This is a genomic window from Haloarcula laminariae, from assembly GCF_025457605.1.
GTDB classification, from domain to species: Archaea; Halobacteriota; Halobacteria; order Halobacteriales; family Haloarculaceae; genus Haloarcula; species Haloarcula laminariae.
Genome location: NZ_JAMZFY010000001.1, coordinates 447,205 through 467,428, shown reverse-complemented (window position 1 = coordinate 467,428; position 20,224 = coordinate 447,205). Strand labels below are relative to the sequence as shown.

Annotated in this window: 23 protein-coding genes; 13 read left to right on the top strand and 10 right to left on the bottom strand. The window is 67.5% G+C overall.

Annotation, left to right across the window (positions count from 1 at the left end):
- Positions 1–103: 103 nt before the first annotated feature.
- From msrA to NJQ98_RS02385, 7 genes are all read left to right on the top strand, one after another.
- Positions 104–628 (top strand): peptide-methionine (S)-S-oxide reductase MsrA, encoded by a 525-nt coding sequence (gene msrA / locus NJQ98_RS02415; RefSeq protein ID WP_262175336.1) that lies wholly within the window; start codon positions 104–106, stop codon positions 626–628.
- Positions 625–1,038: an acyl-CoA thioesterase gene (locus NJQ98_RS02410; RefSeq protein ID WP_262175334.1), complete on the top strand. Its 414-nt coding sequence runs from the start codon at positions 625–627 to the stop codon at positions 1,036–1,038. The genes msrA and NJQ98_RS02410 overlap by 4 nt, the downstream gene beginning before the upstream one ends.
- Before the next feature lie 180 nt (positions 1,039–1,218).
- A complete protein-coding gene (locus NJQ98_RS02405; protein ID WP_262175332.1) occupies positions 1,219–1,683 on the top strand; it encodes an Lrp/AsnC family transcriptional regulator in 465 nt (154 codons plus the stop codon).
- A 252-nt stretch (positions 1,684–1,935) separates the two neighbouring features.
- Entirely contained in the window at positions 1,936–3,414 is a 1,479-nt protein-coding gene (locus tag NJQ98_RS02400) for a proton-conducting transporter transmembrane domain-containing protein (RefSeq protein WP_262175330.1), read from the top strand.
- Entirely contained in the window at positions 3,404–5,764 is a 2,361-nt protein-coding gene (locus tag NJQ98_RS02395) for a DUF2309 domain-containing protein (protein ID WP_262175329.1), read from the top strand. Before NJQ98_RS02400 ends, NJQ98_RS02395 begins: the two co-directional genes overlap by 11 nt.
- A 182-nt stretch (positions 5,765–5,946) precedes the next feature.
- A complete protein-coding gene (locus tag NJQ98_RS02390) occupies positions 5,947–6,855 on the top strand; it encodes a serine/threonine-protein kinase RIO2 (RefSeq protein ID WP_262175328.1) in 909 nt (302 codons plus the stop codon).
- Positions 6,856–7,073: 218 nt separating this feature from the next.
- A complete protein-coding gene (locus tag NJQ98_RS02385; protein WP_262175326.1) occupies positions 7,074–7,499 on the top strand; it encodes a plastocyanin/azurin family copper-binding protein in 426 nt (141 codons plus the stop codon).
- Here NJQ98_RS02385 and NJQ98_RS02380 read toward each other — a convergent pair.
- The 3 genes from NJQ98_RS02380 to NJQ98_RS02370 all read right to left on the bottom strand — a co-directional run bounded on the left by NJQ98_RS02380 (position 7,496) and on the right by NJQ98_RS02370 (position 10,377).
- Positions 7,496–8,410, bottom strand: a complete 915-nt coding sequence (locus NJQ98_RS02380) for an NAD-dependent epimerase/dehydratase family protein (protein WP_262175325.1) — start codon at positions 8,408–8,410, stop codon at positions 7,496–7,498. The two genes, NJQ98_RS02385 and NJQ98_RS02380, sit on opposite strands and share 4 nt — an antisense overlap.
- Before the next feature lie 86 nt (positions 8,411–8,496).
- A complete protein-coding gene (locus NJQ98_RS02375) occupies positions 8,497–9,489 on the bottom strand; it encodes a transcription initiation factor IIB (RefSeq protein WP_262175322.1) in 993 nt (330 codons plus the stop codon).
- A 102-nt stretch (positions 9,490–9,591) separates the two neighbouring features.
- Positions 9,592–10,377: a helix-turn-helix domain-containing protein gene (locus NJQ98_RS02370; protein WP_262175320.1), complete on the bottom strand. Its 786-nt coding sequence runs from the start codon at positions 10,375–10,377 to the stop codon at positions 9,592–9,594.
- Between the two features lie 92 nt (positions 10,378–10,469).
- Here NJQ98_RS02370 and NJQ98_RS02365 point away from each other — a divergent pair, with 92 nt between their 5' ends.
- Positions 10,470–10,811 (top strand): hypothetical protein, encoded by a 342-nt coding sequence (locus NJQ98_RS02365; RefSeq protein ID WP_262175317.1) that lies wholly within the window; start codon positions 10,470–10,472, stop codon positions 10,809–10,811.
- A 61-nt stretch (positions 10,812–10,872) separates the two neighbouring features.
- On the opposite strand, the gene NJQ98_RS02360 is transcribed toward NJQ98_RS02365, so the two are convergent.
- Entirely contained in the window at positions 10,873–11,829 is a 957-nt protein-coding gene (locus NJQ98_RS02360; protein WP_262175315.1) for a C-terminal binding protein, read from the bottom strand.
- A 231-nt stretch (positions 11,830–12,060) separates the two neighbouring features.
- Here NJQ98_RS02360 and NJQ98_RS02355 point away from each other — a divergent pair, with 231 nt between their 5' ends.
- The 3 genes from NJQ98_RS02355 to NJQ98_RS02345 all read left to right on the top strand — a co-directional run bounded on the left by NJQ98_RS02355 (position 12,061) and on the right by NJQ98_RS02345 (position 13,244).
- Positions 12,061–12,651, top strand: coding sequence for a 50S ribosomal protein L15e (locus NJQ98_RS02355; RefSeq protein WP_262175313.1), 591 nt, complete (start codon positions 12,061–12,063; stop codon positions 12,649–12,651).
- A gap of 152 nt (positions 12,652–12,803) precedes the next feature.
- Positions 12,804–12,935 (top strand): hypothetical protein, encoded by a 132-nt coding sequence (locus NJQ98_RS02350; RefSeq protein WP_262175310.1) that lies wholly within the window; start codon positions 12,804–12,806, stop codon positions 12,933–12,935.
- 45 nt (positions 12,936–12,980) lie between these two features.
- Entirely contained in the window at positions 12,981–13,244 is a 264-nt protein-coding gene (locus NJQ98_RS02345) for a hypothetical protein (RefSeq protein WP_262175307.1), read from the top strand.
- A gap of 31 nt (positions 13,245–13,275) precedes the next feature.
- Here the strand turns inward: NJQ98_RS02345 and NJQ98_RS02340 are convergent, their stop codons facing one another.
- From NJQ98_RS02340 to NJQ98_RS02325, 4 genes are all read right to left on the bottom strand, one after another.
- The gene (locus NJQ98_RS02340; protein WP_431357494.1) at positions 13,276–14,295 is read right to left on the bottom strand and encodes a Brp/Blh family beta-carotene 15,15'-dioxygenase; all 1,020 of its coding nucleotides are present in this window, start codon (positions 14,293–14,295) and stop codon (positions 13,276–13,278) included.
- Positions 14,296–14,298: 3 nt separating this feature from the next.
- Positions 14,299–15,075: a lycopene cyclase domain-containing protein gene (locus NJQ98_RS02335; protein ID WP_262175305.1), complete on the bottom strand. Its 777-nt coding sequence runs from the start codon at positions 15,073–15,075 to the stop codon at positions 14,299–14,301.
- 16 nt (positions 15,076–15,091) lie between these two features.
- The gene (locus NJQ98_RS02330; protein WP_262175302.1) at positions 15,092–16,063 is read right to left on the bottom strand and encodes a phytoene/squalene synthase family protein; all 972 of its coding nucleotides are present in this window, start codon (positions 16,061–16,063) and stop codon (positions 15,092–15,094) included.
- A 239-nt stretch (positions 16,064–16,302) separates the two neighbouring features.
- Positions 16,303–17,880 carry a bacterio-opsin activator domain-containing protein gene (locus tag NJQ98_RS02325; RefSeq protein WP_262175299.1) on the bottom strand — a complete coding sequence of 526 codons (1,578 nt, stop codon included), beginning with the start codon at positions 17,878–17,880 and terminating at the stop codon, positions 16,303–16,305.
- A gap of 129 nt (positions 17,881–18,009) precedes the next feature.
- Here NJQ98_RS02325 and NJQ98_RS02320 point away from each other — a divergent pair, with 129 nt between their 5' ends.
- Positions 18,010–18,282, top strand: a complete 273-nt coding sequence (locus NJQ98_RS02320; protein WP_262175296.1) for a DUF7562 family protein — start codon at positions 18,010–18,012, stop codon at positions 18,280–18,282.
- 309 nt (positions 18,283–18,591) lie between these two features.
- On the opposite strand, the gene NJQ98_RS02315 is transcribed toward NJQ98_RS02320, so the two are convergent.
- Positions 18,592–19,020, bottom strand: a complete 429-nt coding sequence (locus tag NJQ98_RS02315; RefSeq protein ID WP_262175294.1) for a low molecular weight phosphatase family protein — start codon at positions 19,018–19,020, stop codon at positions 18,592–18,594.
- A gap of 77 nt (positions 19,021–19,097) precedes the next feature.
- Positions 19,098–19,487, bottom strand: a complete 390-nt coding sequence (locus tag NJQ98_RS02310) for an ArsR/SmtB family transcription factor (protein WP_262175292.1) — start codon at positions 19,485–19,487, stop codon at positions 19,098–19,100.
- Positions 19,488–19,894: 407 nt separating this feature from the next.
- Between NJQ98_RS02310 and arsD the strand changes: the two genes are divergently transcribed.
- Entirely contained in the window at positions 19,895–20,224 is a 330-nt protein-coding gene (gene arsD, locus NJQ98_RS02305; RefSeq protein ID WP_262175291.1) for an arsenite efflux transporter metallochaperone ArsD, read from the top strand.

Genomic DNA, 20,224 nt, shown 5'->3' with positions numbered 1-20,224 from the left:
ACCAAACTGAACTAATTCGCCGCCGCGAATATCTCTACGAACGTACAGCCACCAGTACGAGCGCGGCCGGCCGTTTTTGTACGTCCCACACCTACTGGGAGTGATGACCGAGCACGCGACGTTCGCGGGTGGGTGCTTCTGGTGTACCGAGTCCGTCTTCAAACAGGTCGCGGGCGTCGAGGAGGTGGTCTCGGGCTACGCCGGCGGCCACGTCGAGAACCCGAGCTACGAGGCCGTCTGCCGGGAGGAGACGGGCCACGCCGAGTGCGTCCAGCTGACCTACGACCCCGAGGTGGTGAGCTACGAGGAACTCCTGGGGGTGTTCTTCTCGACGCACACGCCGACGACACTGAACCGGGAGGGCAACGACGTGGGGACCCAGTACCGCTCGGCGGTGTTCTACCACGACGACGAGCAGCGCGAGATTGTCGAGGCCTTTATCGACGACATCGGGCCGGCCTACGACGACGACATCGTCACCGAGGTCGAGCCCCTGGAGGCGTTCTACCCCGCCGAGGAGTACCACCAGGACTACTTCGAGAAGAATCCCAACCAGTCCTACTGCCAGATGACCATCCCGCCCAAGCTCGACAAGCTTCGGGAGAAACACGCCGAGCTACTGGCATGAGCTTCGAGACCGAGGTCGACCTGCGCTTCGACGACCTCGACACCTACGGCCACGTCAACAACGTCCGCTACGGTACCTATCTGGAGGAGGCCCGCATCGACTACCTCGCCGAGGTCGTCGGCGGCGGCAGCCGGGCGTTTCTCGCGGACAGCGACGACGGCATCGTCATCAAGACGCTCGACATCGAGTTCGAGCGGCCGATTCGGACCGCCGACAGCGTCACCGTCGGCGTCCGGGTACCCCGACTGGGCACGACGAGTTTCCCCTTCGAGTACGAGGTTCGGGACGGCGACGCGGTCGCGGCGACCGGCGAGACGACCGTCGTGACCTACGACCGGGCCGCCGGCGAACCCCAGCCCATCCCCGAGCCCTGGCGGGACGCCATCAGCGAGTTCGAGTTCGGGGAGTGACGGTTCTATCGCCCCTGTTGTAGCTGAGCGGCCGAGACGGTGAGCAGCCGGAAAGCCCGTAGCTATTGGGCGAGCTACACAGGCAGAGCCGAAGGGGTCACGCTCTCGACGGCCCATGCGGTAGAACTCGGCCAGCGCAGCAGGCGAAGTCCCTTTGACAGCGACGGTTCTACACGGCGTATGGGAGACGACGCTATCGACGACGTCGACGAGGCCATCCTCCACGCCCTCCAGGAGGACGCGCGCAACCTCTCCTCGGGCGACATCGCCGAGCGGACCGGCACGTCGGGGAGTACGGTCCGGAAACGGATACAGCGACTGGAGGAAAACGACGTCATCAAGGGATACAGCGCCGAGATAGACTACCAACAGTCCGGCTACCCCCTTCGAATGCTGCTGTTCTGTACCGCGCCGATTCCCGAGCGGGGCGAACAGATTCCGGCGATTCTCGACATCGACGGCGTCGTCTCGGTCCAGGAACTGGTCACCGGCGAACAGAACCTCCTGGTGACCGCCGTCGGGGAGACGGACAGCGACATCACGCCGGTCGCCCAGGCGCTGCTCGACATGGGGCTGAAGGTCGTCGACGAGGTGCTCGTCCGGAGCCACGAGACGACGCCCTTCGGCGGGTTCGCGGGCGAGTAGGGGCAACAGCGACGGCGAGCGGCGATACGCGTCGTGCCACCGCAGAGGCCCGACGGAGCGACGCGAACGGCGGCAGTTCTGTCGGAACACTCCGGCGAACGGATTAAAAACCATAATGTTCTTTAATCACCTTATAGGCGAACAGACTGGTAATATAGAAGGACTTAATAACCAGTCTGTTCGTTCTTTTCGTAAGAGGACGGGTCGTTCGGGGTAGGCACCCCTCGAGCCGAACCGTCACCGAACACAACGATGGGAGACGAGACACAACGCACGACGGTCGGACCGCTTCCGAGCGGTATCGGGCAGCAATCACCCGCCACGCCGAAGGCACTGACCCGGGCCGTCTGGCTACTGTGGGGGCTGAGTCTGGTCGCCCTGGTCGGCCACGCCGTGACCGGCTGGGCCCCGGCGCTGGGCGACCTGGTCGCCGTCGACGGGCTGACCGTCCTGATGTGGACGGTCGTCACGTTCTTCTCGGGCATCGTCCACAGCTACTCCCGACGCTACATGGCCGGCAGTGCCCACCAGACGCGGTTTTTCGTGGCGGTGTTCGGCTTCACCGTCGTGGTGATGGCGCTGGTCGCGGCGAACCACGTCGCCCTGTTCGGGCTCCTGTGGCTGACGATGGGGCTGGTCATGGCACAGCTCATCGGCGTCATCAGCGGGTGGAAACAGGCCGGGGCGGCCGCGGCGGTCGCTCGCAAGTACTTCCTCGCGAGCAGCGCCCTGCTGGGCGTCGCGCTCGCGGCGCTGTGGTGGGCGACCGGCGAGACGACGGTATCGGGCATCGGCGCGGCGTCGGACACGCTCGGCGGGCCGGTGTGGCTCGTCGCCGCCGGCGCGCTCGTGCTCGCGGCGATGATTCAGTCGGCACTCATCCCGTTCCAGGGGTGGCTGCTCTCCTCGATGACCGCGCCGACGCCGGCGTCGGCGCTGATGCACGCCGGCTTCGTCAACGCCGGCGGCGTCCTGCTGACCCGCTTTGCCCCCGTCATCACCGTCGACTCGGGGCTCATGCTCGTGATTGTCGGCGTGGGCGCGGCCAGCGCCCTCGGCGGGAAGCTCCTGAAGATGGTCCAGACGGACGTAAAGAGCAAGCTGGGCTGCTCGACGGTCGGCCAGATGGGCTTTATGATAATGCAGGCCGGCCTCGGCTTCTTCGGGGCCGCCATCACCCACCTCATCCTGCACGGCTGTTACAAGGCCTACCAGTTCCTCTCCGCCGGCGACGGCGTCGAACACAACAGCCCGACCGGCGAAATCGGGATGCGCGAGAGCCTCGGCGGCATCGCCGTGACGCTGCTGACCGCGCTGGCCGGCGGCCTGCTGTTCGCGGCGCTGACCGGGAAGGGCGCGAAAGTCGACAGCGGCCTCCTGCTCACCTTCTTCGTCGTGTTCACCACGCTGCACGCGGCTCGCAACGCGGTCACCCACACCGAGTTGCCCCCGAGAGCCCGCTACGGGGCCGTCCCGCTGGTCTTCTTCCCGGCCCTCGTCATCTATGCGATGGTCTACGAGACTATCTCGGAGCTCCTGTCGGTGAGCACGGCGACGACCGAGCTGACCCTGCTCCACGTCGCCGTCGCCGTCTTCTTCGTCGGCGTCTACCTCGCCATCGAGACCGGTGTTCACCGGCACAGCCGACGCCTCTACGTGGCGCTGTTGAACGCCAGCCAGCCGCCGACCGACACGCTGGTGACCGACACGGGGGAGTACAATGAGTACTGAGCAAGCCATCCGCGACAGCGTCGACGACGCCGCGGCGGCCGTCGGCTCGGTCTGGCCCATCCACTCGTTCGTGACGGCCAACCCGCTCTCGGGGTTCGAGGACCAGCCCTTCGCCGAGGCGGTCGCGGAGGCCGCCGATATCCTGGGCGGCCGTGGGTATCCCAGCCCGGAGACGTTCCGCCAGGCGCTGGCGCGTGGCCAGATAGACCGCGACATCCTCGACGCCGAACTCGCCGCGGCCGGCTACGACGCCGACCCCGAGGCGCTGCTTTCCCGCATGGACACCACAGCGGGGACGGAGAGCCCGGACCGTGACGCCGCCGAGGAGCGCGTCGACCACGTGCTGACGAAGTGGCTCTCGTCGTTCCTCGACGAGGGGCGGGCCCACTGGTCGCTGCCGGACAGGGACCTCGGGTTCTACGGCGTCTTCCGCACGTTCGCCGCCCACGACGGCCAGATTCCCGACGCGGGCGTCGTCGCGGACCTGCCGGCGACACCGACCGAGACGATCGAGGCGGTGCTGGAGCCGTACCCCCAGGACCAGTGGCCGACCATCTTCGAGGAACAGCTGGCCGCGCTCCCGGGCTGGACCGGGTTCATCAAACAGCGCGCCGCGAACGGCGGCCAGTGGCAGTCGCGGTACCCGATAACGCTCACCGGCTACCTCGCGGCGCGGCTGGCGCTACTCGACGCCGTCGGCGCAGACCTCGCGCCCGCCGAGGACCCCGACGGCGAACGCGAGACCGACCAGCTCAGCGAGGCGTTCCTGACCGCGTGGGAGGCGACCTACCGCGAGGAGCTGGTCGAGAGCGTCGCGGCCGAGAGCGAGTCGCTGGCCGGCAGCGAGCCGTCGGGCCGTCCGGACGCACAGCTCGTCTTCTGTATCGACACGCGCTCGGAAGTCCTGCGTCGCCACCTCGAAGACGCCGGCGACTACGAGACCCACGGCTACGCCGGCTTCTTCGGCATCCCGATGGAGTACGAGGGGTACGACGCCGAGGTCTCGGTCACGGCGTGTCCGCCCATCGCGAACGCACAGCACCACATCACCGACGAACCGGTCGACGCGGAGCAGGAGGCCGAGTACGACTACCTGACCGGCATCCGCGAGGCCGCGGCCGAGATAGTCGAGTCCATCGAGACCAACGCCGCGACCGCCTACGGCTTCGTCGAGAGCGCCGGGAGCGGCTACGGGCTCGCGCTGGCGAGCCGCACGCTGGTGCCCGGGCGCGTCCACGACTTCCTCGACAGCGTCGACGACACGGTGCCCGACGAACACGACTTCTGTCGCCCGTCGGTCGACGACCTCACGCTCGGCGAGAAGGTCGGCTACGCCGAGACCGCCTTCGACCTGATGGGGTGGGACCGCTTCGCCCGCCTCGTCGTCTTCACCGGCCACGCGAGCCAGACCGCGAACAACCCGTTCGATTCGAGCCTGGACTGCGGGGCCTGTGCCGGCAACCCCGGCGGCCCGAGCGCCCGCGTACTGGCGGCCATCTGTAACGAGGACGCCGTCCGGGCCGAACTCCGCGACCGCGGCGTCGAGATCCCCGAGGACACCGTGTTCCTCGCCGGCCAGCACAACACCACGACCGACGAGGTCGAACTGTACGACGGCGACGTACCGGAGAGCCACCAGGCGGACCTCCAGCAGCTCCGCGAGGACCTCGGGACCGCCCGCGAGGGGGCGACCGCCGAGCGGACCGACGCGGCCGACGCCGCCCGGGAGACCGAACGCAAGGCGGCCGACTGGGCCGAGACCCGCCCCGAGTGGGGGCTGGCCGGCAACGCCGGCTTCGTCGTCGGCCCGAGCGAGCTGGCCGCCGGGCTCGACCTCGACGGTCGCGCGTTCCTCCACTCCTACGACTGGACGACCGACCCCTACGGCGACGCCCTGGAGGCTATCATGACGGCGCCGATGGTCGTCACGCAGTGGATCAACGCCCAGTACTACTTCTCGACGGTCGACACCGGCACCTACGGCAGCGGGTCGAAGATAACCCACAACCCCGTCGGCAACGTGGGCGTCTACCAGGGCAACGGCGGCGACCTGATGACCGGCCTCCCGCTGCAGTCGCTCATGGCGGCCGACGACGAGCCCTACCACCAACCGCTGCGCCTCTCGACGGTCATCCACGCCCCCGTCGATACCGTCGAGGACATCCTCGCCGACAACGAGGACGTCGCCCAGCTGCTCGACAACGGCTGGCTCTCCCTGACCGTCGTCGACCCGACCCAGGACCACGCCGCGTTCCACTACGCCGGAGCGCTGTCGTGGACGCCGGTAACGGGGGACGGGGCGACCGTCGACACGTCGGTCGAGGCGTCGCCCGCGAACGCCGACGACTGAAGCCGAACAGTGTATTTGCGGCTCGATACGCCGGTGTTGTCCGTCCAGCGTCCGTATACAGCGGTTGTGCCACAGCGACAGCCGGGCGACCGAGCCCCAGTTCTGTATAGCGCAGTGTGATTTATCGGCCGGTCGCCGCCGACGCGTCGAACTTTTACGGTGCGGGCGTCTAGGCGCCGCTAATGGTCCAGAACGTGGCCTCGGTGATGGGCGAGCTGGAGCCGGAGGATTTCCACCTGCTCTCGGGGGTCGAACAGGGGATGCGCTTCTCGGAGTACGTCAACCGCGAGAAGCTCACCGACTTCTCCCGGCTGAGCGAGGAGAACGTCGACTACCGGCTGGACCGGTGTGAGGACCGCGGGTTAGTCGAGCGAAAGACCATCCAGTACGAGGGGTTCAAGCTCACCTTCGAGGGGTACGACGCGCTCGCCTTGCACACCTTCGTCGAGCGGGACACCCTGGAAGGCTTTGGGGCCCCGCTGGGCGTCGGCAAAGAGAGCGACGTCTACGAGGTCCAGTCGTACAAACCGCTGGCGCTCAAGTACCACCGCGAGGGGTACACGAACTTCCGCGAGGTGATGAAAGAGCGGGAGTACACGTCCGACCGGGACCACGTCTCCTGGCTCTACACCGCCCGGAAAGCCGCCGAACGGGAGTACGACGCCCTCGAAACGCTGTATCCGGACGTCTCGGTCCCCCAGCCCATCGATACGAACCGCCACGCCATCGTCATGGAGAAAGTCGACGGCGTGGAACTCTCCCGGACCGGCCTCGAACCCGAGCAAGTCGTCCCCGTGCTGGACCTCGTCTTGGACGAGATGCAGACGGCCTACGACGCCGGGTTCGTCCACGCGGACATGAGCGAGTACAACGTCTTCGTCACGACCCAGGGAGTCGTCGTCTTCGACTGGCCCCAGGCCGTGCCGACCGACCACGAGAACAGCGAGGAGCTGCTGGCACGTGACGTCGAGAACATCGTGAACTACTTCGGGCGGAAATACCCCGCACACGTCGACGAGGTCGACACCGACGCCCTGACGGATGCACTGACCGACGGCAGTTTCGAGACCGTGGCGGCATACGCCGTCTGAGGCCGTTCGACGCTATTCTTCGCCGACAGCGATGGTACGTAGCGATACGGGAGGGCGTTCGCTGGCCCTCTGATAAATCATATAACGCGATAGTAAATGGTGAGTTACCGCTTCAGTCCCCATACAGCGAGACACCGCTGGAGTGGCCGTTCACGCTCCGGAGCGGGCCAGCCGAGCGAAACCGGGCGACGTAAGTGTCGAAAGCCGAAGCTCGGAGTATGGACAGACGGACCGTCCTACGGATGAGTGGCGTGGCACTGGCAGGGGGACTCGCGGGCTGTGGTGGGTCCGGCTCCGACACGCCGACCGGGGGAGACACGGACAACCTGGTCGAGATGACCGACGACCTCAACTTCGAGCCGGCGGATATCACCGTCAGCGTCGGCGACACGGTCACCTGGACGACGACCGGCTCGGTCCCACACAGCGTCACCGCGTACGAGGAACAGCTCCCCGACGGGGGGACGTACTTCGCGTCCGGCGAGTTCGATAGCGAGTCGGCCGCCAGGGAGGCCTACCCCAGCGAGGGGGCCGTCGCTTCAGAGGACAGCTACGAACACACCTTCGAGACGACGGGGGAGTTCCCGTACTTCTGTATCCCCCACGAGTCCGGGATGAAAGGCACCGTGGTCGTCGAAGACTAGCTCAGATAGTCGTGCAGGCCGTCGGCGAGCGAGATCGTGGGTTCGAAACCCAGGCGCTCCCGGGCCTTGGCGATGTCGGCGGCCGAGTGACGGATATCCCCGTCGCGGGCGTCGACGTGGGTTATCTCGGCGGTCGGGTCGACCTCGTCCCGGATTATCTCCGCGAGCTGTCGGACCGAGGTTCGCGTCCCGGTGCCGACGTTGAACGCTTCGCCGGTGGCGTCGGTGGTGGCGGCGAGGCAGTTCGCCTGCACCACGTCAGCGACGTTGACGAAGTCCCGGGTCTGCTCGCCGTCGCCGTGGACTGTCAGCGGGCCGCCGTCACGGGCCTGCTCGGTGAATGCCTTGATGACGCCGGCGTAGTCGCCGCCGGACTGGCGCGGCCCGTAGATGTTGAAATAGCGCAGCGCGACCGTCGGGAGGTCGTAGAGGTCGTCGTACAGCCGGCAGTAGTGGTCGCTCGTGAGCTTCTCCAGGCCGTACGGCGAGGCCGGCTCCTTCGATTCGCCCTCGGTTATCGGGAGCGTCTCGGGGGTGCCGTAGATGGCCGCACTGGAGGCGAAGACGACGCGGGCGTCCTGCCGGCGGGCCGCCTCCAGAACCGCAAGGGTCCCGTTCGCGTTGACCGCGCCGCTCGTCGTCGGGTCCTCGACCGAGCGGGCGACGCTGACGATGGCCGCCTGGTGGAAGACAACGTCGACGCCGTCCATGGCCTCGGAGAGGGCCGCGTCGTCGCGGATATCGCCCTCGACGAGCGTGGCGGCGTCGGGGACGTTCGCCCGCCGGCCGCTGGAGAAGTTGTCGAGAATCCGGACGTCGTTGTCGGGGAGGTGGGCGTCGGCGATGTGACTCCCGACGAAGCCAGCGCCGCCGGTGACGAGAACCGTCTTGCCGGTCACAGTAGCCGTCATACCCGGCAGTGGGCGGGGCGGGGATAAATAGGTCCGGTCGGTCGAACAATTAAGTATCTGGAGCGGTGCAACCCCGTTTCCGCTTCTCAGGCGCTGGCGTTGGAGCCGCTCGTCGCGGTGGTGTCGCGGGCGGACTCGGCTTCGAGGAGTTCGCGGTAGCGGTCGCGGATGGTGACCGTGCTCACGTCGGTGGCCTCGCTGACCGTCTCCTGGGTGAGTTCCTCGTTGACGAGCAGGCCGGCGGCGTAGATGGCCGCTGCGGCCAGGCCGACGGGGCTCTTGCCGCTGTGGACGTTGGCGGCCTTGCCCGTCTCGATGAGTTCGCGGGCCCGGCGTACCAGTTCGTCGCTGGCGTCGACCTGCGAGGCGAACTTCGTGAGGTAGTCGGCCGGGTCCGGCGGGCCGATTTCCAGGGCGAGCTCGCGGTTGATGTAGCGGTACGCGCGCGTGAACTCCTGTTCGTCGACGCGGCTCACGAGCACCATGTCGTCGATGGTCTGGGGGAGGTTCGCCTGCCGGATGGCGGCGTACAGCGCGGCGGTGGCGATGCCCTCGATGGAGCGGCCCGGGAGCAGGCCCTCGTCAAGCGCGCGCCGGTAGACGACGCTCGCGGTCTCGCGGGCGCTCTCGGGGACGCCCAGCGCGGAGCCCATCCGGTCGATTTCGCCCAGCGCCTGCTTGAGGTTGCGCTCGCTGTGGTCGCGGGTCCGGAAGCGCTCGTTCCAGGTCCGCAGGCGCTGCATCTTCTCGCGCTGGCTCGCCGACAGCGCGTTGCCGTTGGCGTCCTTGTCCTGCCAGCCGATGTTGGTCGAGAGCCCCTCGTCGTGCATCATCTTGGTCGTGGGAGCGCCGACGCGGGACTTCTGGTCGCGCTCTGCCGAGTCGAACGCGCGCCATTCGGGGCCGTGGTCTATCTCGTCTTCCGCGACGACGAGACCGCAGTCCCCACAGACCGTCTCGCCACGGGAGGCGTCACTGGTGAGAGAGCCGCCACAGTCCGGGCAGCGGTGCTCGTCAGCGACTGCGTCCTCCTCGTCGGTTTCGCGCTCGTGGGCGTCGTAGGTGCTGAGTGTAGTCATGGGGATAGAGTGCGAGCGTGGGTCGCGGCTCGCGTGTGTTCATACGAACACGCCCATCGGGTATCAGAACTCGGTTGGCACACGCCAAATGATGTGAGTCAGTTACACACTGGAGCGGCCGACCCGGAGCCGGCTCCCCTCGGCGACAGCCTCGTCGGCCTCGACAGGTCCCATCGAGCGGGTGACGAACGAGCGGACGATCCACGACTCGGCGCGCTGGAGGCGGTACTGCAGCGTCGACCGGGAGATGTCGAGGCGCTCCGCGAGGTCGGAAAGCGAGACGTCCCGGGGGGTGCGGTAGTAGCCGTAGTCGACGGCGGCCTCGACGGCGGCCTGCTGTTCCGGGGGGAGCTCCGCGAGCGTGACGGCCTCGTCGGCCCAGTAGGCCGGCTCGCCGAGCTGGCGGAACTCGACGGTGAGCCCGGGCCGAAGCTCCGCTTCGAGGGCAGAAAAGAGGTCGTCGATGCCCTCGTCCGAACAGAGCAGGAGCCGCCACTCACAGCGGCTCCCCCGGCGCTCGGTCTCGACGAGGACCCCCTGGCCGACGTGTTCGATGGCGAGCCTGGGGATGGAGTGGCAGTCGCCGGCCTCCGAACGGTAGCTGTACACCGTTCGGCGGCCCGACTCGCGGGAGATGACCTCGTAGTACCAGTCTGTCACGCAGTCGCGGGTACCGATACACTCCGTACACTGCACCGGGCTCTCGTAGACGTCGTCTAGCTGTTCCAGCGCCGCCTCGGGGCCGGCGACCCGTTCGAGCCGCCACATCCCCGCCTCGGTCACGTTGCAGGCGATAGACCGGGAGTGGGTCTCCGGGTAGTCGATGAACACGTCCATCAGCGGGTCCACGTTCCGGTCGTAGTCGATAGTGAAGATGAACTCGCGCACAGCGGGGGTATGCGGGGGAGTGGCTTATATCCCCGGTAGATTTCGGCATGCGCCGAACGTCCAGTGATGCCGGTGAGACCCGTTCATCGGATATGTCGTGTCAGTCGTCGAAACGCAGCGAACGCGTCACCGAAGGCGCGCCAGCCCACAACTGGCGCCCGACGGTCGTCCACGGCGCCGCTGCGTGGCTGCTGGTCGGACTTGCCGCCACGGTCGTACAGGGCGGACCGGTCGAACTCGGCGTCACCGTCGCCGGCGTGTTCGTCGCGCCGGTGCTCCCGGTCGCGCTGTACTGTGACTACCACCAGGCCAGAGCGGCCGATGCGTGCGCTCCGGGCCTCGTGGCGTACGGCAGAAACCTGGCTCGTGACCTGTTGACGACGCTCATCGCGCGGGAGCCGCTGGGGAACGGGCGGACGCGGTTCGACTGTTAGTTTTCGAGTCCCGTACCGAGACCGAGCTACGACAGCCGCCGGACACCGGCCCGTCGCGCCCCTACAGCCAGTCGGTCTCGGGGTCGATGTAGTTCGGCGGCGTCTCGCCGGCCAGTCCGGCCCGGACGTTCTCGACGACGGTGGCGTTGAGGTCGTCGCGAGCCTCCTCGGAGTACCACGCCGCGTGGGGAGTGACGATGCAGTTGTCCAGTCCCAGGAGCGGGTGGTCCGCCTCGGGGGGCTCCGTCCCGAGCACGTCGAGCCCGGCGGCGGCGATGGTCCCCTCGCGCAGCGCCGCGGCCAGCGCGTCCTCGTCGACGAGCGCGCCGCGGCCGGTGTTGACGAGGACGGCCCCGTCGTCCATCGCGTCGAGCGCGTCGGCGTCGACTATCCCGCGGGTCTCGTCGGTGACCGGCGCGTGCAGGGAGACATGGTCGGCCCGGGCGTACAGCTCGTCGAGCCCCACCTTCTCGACGTCGGCCTCGGCCATCGCGTCGGCGTCGACGTAGGGGTCGTAGGCGATAACGTCGACCGCAAAGCCCCGGAGCTGCTCGCGGACCCGGCGGGCTATCGGGCCGAAAGAGACCAGCCCGACCGTGGTTCCGCGCAGTCGGTGGCGTTCCCGACCCCGCTCCCAGCCCCAGTTCCCGGCGCGGGTGTCGCGGTCGTAGGCGGCGACACCCCGGATACAGTCGAGCAGGAGTGCGACGGTGTGGGTCGCGACCTCGTCGGTGCAGTAGTCGGGCGCGTTGGTGACGGCGACGCCGTGGTCGGCGGCCGCGGCCACGTCGATGTTGTCGATGCCGACGCCGGCTCTGGCGACGATTCGCAGGTCGTCGACGGCGTCGAGGACCTCGGCGGTGACGGGCGTGTTAACGTTGACGACGAACGCGTTGGCGTCGGTGGCCGCCAGCAACGCGGCCTCGCTGTCGTCGACGACGGCGACCTCGGCATCGAGTTCGTCGCGAAGCACGTCGACGTCTATCATCGGGTCGTCGGTTGCGACTACGCGGTCCATACGCCCCGATACGGGTACAGTCGTTATAACGTTCGAGGGGGTTCCCAGCGCGTAGGAACGCGTGTATGGGCACCACACACACGGTCGCGTGGCTTCGAACCGTTTAAGGCCGCGACTGTGGAACAGTCGACAACTCGCTGGACGACGGGCACCAGCGGGCACCTGCGTGTGCAGGTCGGGATGTGAGTCCTCGACGGGGCTTGAACCACGCAACGCCCGTGGTGAAACACAATGGCACGAAGTGCATACTCGTACATCCGAGACGCATGGCAGACCCCCAAAGAGGGGAAACTAGCTGAACTGCAGTGGCAGCGCCAGCAGGAGTGGCGCGACGAGGGGTCGGTCGTCCGCATCGAGCGGCCGACCCGACTCGACAAGGCCCGCTCGCAGGGGTACAAGGCGAAACAGGGCGTCGTCGTCGCCCGCGTCTCCGTCCGCAAGGGCAGCGCGCGCAAGCAGCGACACAAAGCCGGCCGGCGCTCGAAGCGCCAGGGTGTCACCCGCATCACCCGCCGGAAGAACCTCCAGCGCGTCGCCGAGGAGCGCGCCGCCCGCGTCTACCCGAACCTCCGCGTCCTCAACAGCTACTCCGTCGGCCAGGACGGCCGCCAGAAGTGGCACGAAATCATCCTCGTGGACCCGGAGCACCCCGCCATCCAGAACGACGACGACCTCAACTGGATCTGTGAGCCCGACCAGAACGACCGCGTCTTCCGCGGTCTGACCGGCGCCGGCCGCCGGAACCGCGGGCTGAGCGGCAAGGGCAAGGGCTCGGAGAAGACCCGTCCCTCCATCCGCTCGAACCAGGGCAAAGGCAAGTAAACCGAGGCCCGAAGCGCCTCGAAGCGAGCGAGCCGGGTACGCCGGCTGTTTTTCGCGGTTCCGTCGCGGCTATATAGCGCTTCCGTGAGCTACAGGAACAAACATGACAGACATATAATAGGTTTAATGTACGCAGGTTCCAACAGCGATGTATGACGAAAGAAAACCGCGCGACCGACAAAGCGTGCCCGGAGTGTGAGAACAATCCGATCATCGAAGCGAACGACAGCGCCTTCTGTGACATCTGTAACCGCTATATGGAGACAACGAAACTGGTCAGCTGACTGGGCCACCGGAAGAGCTTTTCTGTCGTATCTACATTTTCGGACGTGAACAGGCCAGTCGTCTACCACGGCTCGATGGCCGTGGTCGGGCTCACTATCGCTGTAAACGGTGTCGGGACGCTGCTCGAACCGGGTACCAGCGACCTGGCCGGCGTGCTCGCGATAGTCGGCGGCGGTCTGCTCTGTGCGACGAGCGGGTACACGTTAGCCGACGGCGCGACCGAAGAAGTCTCCGCCGGAGCGACGCGCCTCGTGGCACTCGCAGCGGTGCTGTCGACGGTCGGCGTCGCCCTCACGTACCTGAACTAACTCGGCAGTCGTTCCACGTACAGCCTGCCGGCTACGCCCAGACGCCTTGCTCCCTATCCATTATCGTCACCACGACCACGTGCGGGAGCGTGACGACGGCGATAAAGACCAGATAGAGCCCGACCCACTCGGGGACGGTCTCGGGGCGGTTCGGGACGACTAGGGCGAGGCCGGCGAGCAGGGCGAGCGAAACCAGCGTGAGCGGCGCGGCGTCCCTGGCAAAGCGGGCGAACGCGGCGGTCGGTTCGCTCGCCCGGAGCGCCGCCGTCGCCTCGGCGTCGACGAGCAGCAGGCGGGCGATGTGGCGCAGCGAGTGCCACAGACAGAAGTAGACGCCGATGGCGAGCACCGGCGGGACGACGGCGAAGTAGGCGGCGAGCCCGAGCGTCTCGGCGGCGTCGAGGCGCCAGGGACGGCGGTCCCGGGCGCGGGCGTAGCCGACGCCCAGGGTCACGAGGACGACGGCGCCGTAGCCGACGCCCAGCGCGAGGCGGACGTCCGGGCGGAAGGCCGGCGAGAGCGCGGCGACGGCGTCGGGGGCGAACAGACCCACGAGCGTCGTCGCGACCCGCCGGTACCACTCGGGAAAGGCGAGCAGGGGAACGAGCATCGGGAGGCCGCCGCGGACGGCGACGGTTCCGGCGCGCTGGGCGCGCGAGCGGAGGTGGTCGGCGTCGGCCAGCGCCACGAGCGCGTAGAGGTCACCCTGCCCCCAGTGGAACCACGTGACGAGGATGAACAGGGCGAAGGCGGCCGCGGGCGCGAGGAACCAGCCGACGGCGTAGGCGCCACCGACGGCGACGTAGAGGGCGACGACACGCAGGACGGCTCGCCGGTCGGGTCGCCGACCGCGAGTACGGGCGACGGCGAGGTGGTCGACGGCGCCGTGGGGCAACCCCAACAGGAGGGCGCTGGCGACCAGCGGCGCGTACTGGACGACGACCGGGAGGCGGAAGCCGGCGAGAGACGGGAGGACGGCCACGGCGAGGCCGGCCCATCCCGAGGCGAACACCAGCGGCCGGAGCGTCTCGCGGGCGGTGCGGGTCGCCACGCGTCACCGCCCTCCCGACAGCGTCGAGAGGGGGTTCAGTCCGCGGTGTCCGGCCGCCCGCACCCTGGCGACGAGCCAGACGTACAACACGAGCCCCTGGACGACGAACAGCGAGGTCAGCAGGAAGAAGACGGCTTCCTCTATCGGGAGCCCCAGCAGCGGGACGGCGACGCCCGTGGTGTAGCGCTCCGACAGCGTCCAGAGCCCGACCTCGATGGCGGCCCGGTCGACCACCCAGAGATACAGCGTCGGCACGAGCGTCCCGGCCAGGACGGTACGCCACTCCGTAACCAGAAACGGCCAGCCGAATGCCCACTGGATGCCCAGGATTGGGGCGCTCCACACCAGCAGCGAACCGAGGTACAGGCCGCTGTCCGCACCGAGGAGTGCCAGTCCCGCGGCGGCGACCGCGCCGGCGGCGGCCAGCCCCAGGGCCCGCTCGGGCAGGGGCACCGACAGCGGCCGCGCCGTCTCGACCGGAAACCGGGCGGTCCACAGCGCGACCAGCAGCGGCTGGAGGACGAAGAACAGATACTCGCCCAGCGGGACGGCGCCAAACCGCACGAGGACCGCGCCGTCGCCGTACCACCAGACGCCACGCGTGATGAGATAGCTGTCCCAGGGCGTCGTGTACACCAGCGCCAGCCCGGAGAGCACCAGCGTCCCCGCGAGCACGTCGCCCCGGGCCCCGAGGCGGTAGCGGGCCAGCAGCGCCAGCGCGGCGACGACGGGGAGGAGCGCCACGGCGTGAAAGACGAGGTAGTCGATGCCGGCGGTCATCGACGCCGGGCGGGCATCAGCCCCGCCACGTGGGCTGGCCGTGACTGGTCCGGCCGGTCTGTGTGGTCCCGGAGCCGCGCTCCGAGACGGCGCTGACGGCGTAGAACGTCGCTTCGGGGTCGCCGTTGCGCCGCCAGTGCCACCAGGTCTTCGCGAGCAGCCAGAGCCGGCGGCGCCGGGTCAGCTCCGGCGTCTCGGTGAGCACGTCGTACCCCCGCGAGCGGATGAGCCGGTGGTGTTCGGCGTACAGCACCGCCGACAGCAGGACGGCGAACTGGCAGTCGTCGGGGAGATAGCGGATGCCGGCGACGCCCTCCCGGTACAGGTCCTCGGTCCGGGCCAGCTCCTCCTGCATCACCGCGCGGAAGCCGTCGTCGACCTCGGCCGCCGCCAGTTGCTCCTCGGTGACGCCGTGGCGTTCCAGGGTCTCCTGGGGGAGGTACACCCGACCGTAGTCGCGGATGTCCTCGCGGACGTCGCGGAGAAAATTCGAGAGCTGGAACGCCTCGGCCAGGGCCTGGGCGTGGGGGAGCGCGGTCTCTGCCTCGGGGGGGTCCATCACCATCGTCATCATGTTCCCCACGGCGACGGCGGAGCCGCGCATGTACTCTCGGAGGTCCTCGAAGGTGTCGTAGCGGGCCTGGTCGATGTCCATCTCCATCGCGTCGACGAAGACGTTCACTTCTTCGTCCGGGATGTCGTGGGCCGCTCGGAGCTCCTGAAACGCCGAGAGCACCTCGCCATCCGGCATTTCGTCGGGGTCGCGGTTGCCGAGCGCGGTCTCCCGAATTCCCTCCAGGCGCTCGTGCTGGACGGTCGGCGCCGGCCCGTCGGGCTGGTCGACGACGTCGTCGGCGACCCGGAAGAAGGCGTACATCACGTACGTCGGGTGGCGAATCCGCTCGGGGAGGAGGCGGGTCGCGAGATGGAACGTCCGACCGGTCTGCTGTTGAATCGACTTGCTGGTTCGGATATTGTCAGATTGCATTATCTCGACAGGATTGGCTGGTTGTTCGGCGCTCCGCGGCTCACACGCCGCCCCGAGGCGCGGGCGGGGCGCGGAGACGAGCGTGGACGGGCCGCCGGCAGAGAGGATGACCGCGGTTCGCTCGTCGGACCCAGGTGACGCATCGTATGTTCGATAGTGGGGTAGGAGCGGTTTAAATCATCTGCCAAACTGGTCGGATAACGCCGCGACGGCCGGCTCGTCGGGTCCGGCCGATGGCGTCACCAGGTCTCGAAGATGGCTTCGAGCAGCTTCCGCTCGCCGGCCCGGAGATGCTGATGGAAAGTAGAGGGACAGATACCCATCGACTCGGCCAGCTCCTCCCCGGAGACGTCCCGCGGCCAGTCGAAGAACCCGCCGAGATACCCCTTCCGGAGCGCCGTGAGCTGTCGGTTCGTCAGGTGCTCCTCGAGGTCGCCGAGGAACGCCTGGCGGGAGACCGGCGGCTCGTCGCGCTCCCGGACCGAGAGGAGGTCGGTCCCCGGGTAGTGGTCCCGCACCCGTTCGACGATGCTTCGGGTCTCCGTGGTCGAGGGGAGCGTGACGGTAAAGCGGGCGTTTTCGGGCGTGACCACGATGTCGCGCGTCTCGGCCCCGCGGTCGGCGAGCAGCGAGACGACCGGCGGGTCCGAGACGGTAAACTCGAACAGGGCGGTCGACTCGGCGGTCGAGACGTGGGTGACGGCGCTGACCCCCGGGTGGTCGGCGGCGGCGGCACACACCGTCGAGGGGTCGTCGCTCTCGACCAGGAAGAACATCACCGTCTCCTCGTCGCCGGCGACGCTCCCGCCGTACTCCAGCCGACAGCCCAGTTCGCGGGCCAGCGAGACGAAGAAGACGTCCTCGTCCTGAATCTGGAGTTCGAGTTCGGTGACGTTGTCGGCGGTCAGCAGCCGGCTGGTCTCGGTGGCGTCGATAGCGGTGGCGACGGCCTGCCCGACGGCGCCCAGCACGGGTCGCTCCCGGGGGTCGAAGGCGTCGGTGCTGTCGGCGTACACCGTCAGGACGCCGTAGAGCGACTCGCCGGCGACCAGGGGCACCGCCGCGAGGCTCTCGACGTCGGCGCCGGCCAGCGCGGCGTGGTCCGGGCCGAAGTCGTCGGTGACCTGTATCTCCTCGGTCCGCGCCGCCAGCGCGACCGGGTCGTCGGCCTCGACCGGAACGGCCATCTCCGTCTCGCGGTCGGCCGACAACGCCGCCGGCCGCACCGTCTCGTCCCGCAGGTCGAACTCCCCGACCCAGGCGAACCGGTAGGAGTCGACGGTCGCGAGCCGGTCGACGACCGTCCCCTGGATGGCGGCCCGCGAGTCCGCGTTCATCACGTCGTCCATCACGGCGGTGATGAGCCCCTCGACGCGGTCGACGAGGTGCTGGAGGTTCGACCGCTCGGCCCTGAGCTTCTCGCTTCGGCGTTCGGCGGCCAGCTCCGCTAGCTTCCGCTGTGTGATGTCGATGTGGGCGACGACGGCGCTGCCCTCCTCCTCGGGGGGCAGCGGCGCGACGCGCATCAGGAACCACTGTTTCTCGTCGGGTGAGTGACAGGGGTATTCGAGGGTGAAAAGCTCCCGCTCGCCGGCGATGACGGCCTCGATGCCCTCGACCGCCTGGCCGGCGTACTCGTCGGCGTCGACGTCGGTGGTGCCGAAGTAGTTTATCCCCCGCATCTCGCCCTCGTCGGCGCTAGCGAACTCCCGCCAGGCGCGGTTCGTAAAGAGAATCGTCCCCTCGTCGTCGAGGACGGCGATGTTGATAGGGAGCGTGTCGAGCGTCGAGTGAACGAGCGTCTGAGGTGGTTGCATGGTCGGCTCTCTGGCCTGTAACAGCCGATGTATGGGCTAGTGCTGGCAGTTTGATAAACGTGTGGCCGCCCCGGGAACCGCTTGCCCGCTCGGAAAACGATTTATCCTGTCAGCCACATAGCATCGCCCATGTTCGGGTCCCGGCACGACGGGGAGACGGTGACCTGCATCGCCTGCGGGGAGGAGTGTGCCCGGTCGGACGCCCGCGAGTACGACAAGCACGGCGACCGCTGGGACCGACAGGACAAGTCCTTCGAGTATCTCTGCAAGGGGTGTTTCACGGAGACCTGCCGCCAGCCGCGGGACGGGCTGGAAGCGACGCTGGCGGCGGCCGATGCCGGCGAGACCGACCGCGAGACCTTCCTGCGGCAGTTCCACGAGCTCTCGGACGACCGGCAGTAACGCCGAGAGGCCGAGCCGTCCATGGACCGCGGGTCCAGTGGTTCGATAGAATTCTCGTGAACCGTAGAGCGGGTGAAGACTGGTTTGACGCCGGTAGAGCGGTTTTCATACCGATATCAGTCCGAACAGCTATTCATAAAGTAAATCAAATATCGCGATATAAAATAGGCGCTTCCGGGTACTCCCCCTTTGTGCTCCGTTGTAGAACGTAACCGCCCCAGAGCGGTTTGTCAGCGGCGCTCTCCGGTGTCAGTCGAGTCTGCAAGAGAGAAAAAGCGGCCGTCACGCTGCCCTGCTACAGCGCGTGACTCAGCTGTCGGGGTAGAACTCGTCGAAGAGGGCCGAGACGCGTTCGGCGATGTCGTCCCGAATCTCGCGGACTCGCTCCATGTCCTGCCCGTCGGGGTCGTCCAGCGCCCAGTCGCGGACGTCGACGCTGCTCGCGTCGAGTTCCAGGGTCGAACAGCCCATCGTGGCGACCACGTCACAGGATTCGAGTTCCTCGGTCGAAACCTCGCGGGGCGTCCGGTCCGAGAGGTCGATATCGAGTTCCCGCATGACGGTGATTACCTCATCGTGGACGTGGTCGGCCGGCCGTGTGCCGCCGGTGAGTATCTCGACGCTGTCTTCGAGACCGCGCCGCTCCCGTTCGCGCTCGGCGAAGGCCGTCGACATCTGGCTCCGGCCGGCGTTCTGTACACAGACGAATCCGAACGTGGTTTTCGAGTCGGCAGACATAGCTGCTCTATTCGGCGTGTCAGTGATGAGTTCTCGTATGTGGCCTATGTTGGCCGCTATATTTCTATATAACTCGCTCAGCGTCGGGAGCCGTCGAGTGCGACGAGCAGCGCGTTCGCCCGGGCGGTCGTCCGGTACTTCCGCCACTTCCCGTCCTTTCGTCGGGTCAACAACCCGGCGTCGGTGAGCTGGGAGAGCGCGTGGCTGATGGCGCTGTCGCTGACGTCCAACAGCGGCGAGAACTCACAGACACAGAGTTCCCCGTCGGCGACGTGCAGGATACGGACAATCTTGTACCGCGTCTCGTTTGCCAGCGCGGACAGCACGCCCACGTCCGCGTCAAGGTCGGGCCCGCCCGCGGCCGCGTCGAGTTCTTCCAGTTCGGCGAGCCGCTGGGCCACTTCCTCGTCCCCACAGCCGCCTCGTTCGTCGGAGAGATACCGCTGTAGCCGCTCGGTCGATGACATACGAATAGTTGAGTGAGTGGTAAAGTAAGTGTTGCGCAGCGGATTCAGTGGAACGAGCGGTGGAGCGGCCAATGATTTAGCACTTCCTCAAATATCCCCAGTTATTGAATCCCGTGTTGTAGTCCGACGGCGTTACTCGATACGACGGGAACGCTCGGTATCGATGGGAGAGCGGGCAATACTATCCTGATAGGAGCGCTCAAGCGCTCGGAGTCGCGTCTATCCCCCCGGTAACGGACGGCGTGAGTCCCGACGACGAGTCGTGGGCGACCGACAGCTTCGTCGGCTGACCGAAGCGTTGAAGTACATATGAACGAACACTGAATTGAGATTGGCAGGACGGTGGCGAAAGCGCGGAGCAGTAATCCGGACGTATCGGGCGTTCGATTGAACGGATCTACGAAACCATGACTGAACTCACCCTGTACGAAGAAGCGATGTGTTGTTCCACCGGCGTCTGCGGACCGGACCCGGACGACGAACTCGTCGAGGTCAGCGCCGCGCTGGACCAGCTCGAAGACGAGTTCGACGTGGAGGTAACGCGAGCGAACATGCAACACAACATCGACCAGTTCCTGAACACCCAGCGGATCTACGACATGGTCCAGGAGGACGGCCCGTCGGTACTCCCGATCACCGTTGTCGACGGCGACATCGTCGCGAAATCGGAGTATCTCGGCTACGACGAGCTCGCCAGCGAGCTAAGCGAGGCGCGGACGACCGCACAGGAAGCCTAA